This window comes from Bacillus sp. JJ1566, assembly GCF_036962685.1.
GTDB lineage: Bacteria > Bacillota > Bacilli > Bacillales > Bacillaceae_L > Ferdinandcohnia.
On sequence record NZ_JBALOP010000099.1, the window covers coordinates 1 to 1,473 of the forward strand.

At 32.2% G+C, this 1,473-nt stretch carries 1 protein-coding gene; it reads right to left on the reverse strand.

The window, feature by feature from the left end; translation table 11 throughout:
- Positions 1-43: 43 nt before the first annotated feature.
- Entirely contained in the window at positions 44-1,372 is a 1,329-nt protein-coding gene (locus V7112_RS23745) for an IS3 family transposase (protein ID WP_335424446.1), read from the reverse strand.
- Between the last annotated feature and the right edge of the window lie 101 nt (positions 1,373-1,473).

A 1,473-nucleotide genomic window follows, 5' to 3' on the forward strand; every position in this document is an offset into this window, starting at 1 on the left:
TTAAACTGGTACCTATGTCAAGGACACAATAAAAAAAGAGTAGTTATGATGCTAAAAGATGATCTTTATATTGAATAGGGGTCATCTTTTTTAAATTCCATTGATATCGATAATTATTATAATAAACCATATAATGATTTATTTTAGCTTTTAATTCCTTTAGTGTTTTACAAGATTCATAGTCTACTTCGTCCTTTAAATGACCAAAAAAAGACTCCTGTGGGGCGTTATCCCAACAGTTTCCTCGTCTGGACATAGATTGGCCTAAACCATGTTTCTTTAATAACTTTTGGTACGTGGGGCTTGTGTAATGGCTCCCTTGATCTGAATGGATAAATGCTTCTGGGTGTAATTTATTTTTCTTGTTTTTCATTAACTTTTCAATGGTTTTAGTGGCAATGTCTAAAGTGATTCGGTCTGAAGTATGGTATGCTAAAACTTCATTTGTAGACGCATCTTTTATGGTTGACAAAAAAGCCATAGCTTTGTTTCCAAATGGCAAATATGTGATATCCGTTAAAAGTACTTTTCCTGGGACTCCTTGTTTAAATTCTCTATTTAACATATTTGGTACTACCTTATGTTCTTTTGTTGCTTTTGCAATTTTTTTGTAAGGATTAGGCTTTCTATGCGGGCAAACAATGTTATATTTTCTCATAATTCTTTGGATCCTTTTTCTGCTATACAGGATGTTGAAATCGTTTTCTAATATCATTTTTATGGAACGAGATCCTTTCTTGTATCCACGTCGATTAAAAGCCTTTAATATAATATCTCTTACTTCTAAATCTGCTTGTTCCTTTTCTAATCGCACTTCATAAGCGTTTAGAAAGCTATAATATCCAGAGCGTGACACACCGGTTAAATCACAAAAGTATTTCGTCATTTGTTTGAAATCATTTTGTTGAATTGTTTCTTGTATCAGTTGAAAAATTTTATTTGTTTCGAGTTCTTTTCTCTCGCTTAAAAGCCTCCTTTCTGTCGTTTCTAACTTTTTTAACAGCTCTACCTGTCCTTCCAACAGTTTAATTCTTGCTTCCTGTCTTTCAATAATTTCTGCTTGAGAAAGTTCACGTTTCAACGTATTACCAGAAGCTGTTCTCCGAGAATCTGAAAGTCCGATAAGTCCATTTTTTTCATATGCCTTTTTCCACCTATACGCAGATTGCTCAATCCTTTTCTTGCCTATAATCTCCTCATCAAAACCATTCTCTTCAAAAATTTTTCTAGGAAGTTTACCTGCTAAATATTCATCCATAAATCTATTTTTAAAATCATCTGTATATGTAATAGCTAAATTACTGACACGCTGCACATTTGGGTTATTTTGTAGTATTTTAACTTGTTTGTCTGAAAATATTAGTTTACTCATATCCGTCCCCTAATCCCCACATATTAAGATTTAAGTATATAAAAAAATACCTATAGATTAAACACTCTTTTTCAAGTGTCCTATCTATAGGTACCATAATA

Coding starts and splice junctions, on each gene's coding strand:
- V7112_RS23745 (WP_335424446.1), bottom strand. CDS start 1,372: ATGAGTAAACTAATATTTTCAGACAAACAAGTTAAAATACTACAAAAT.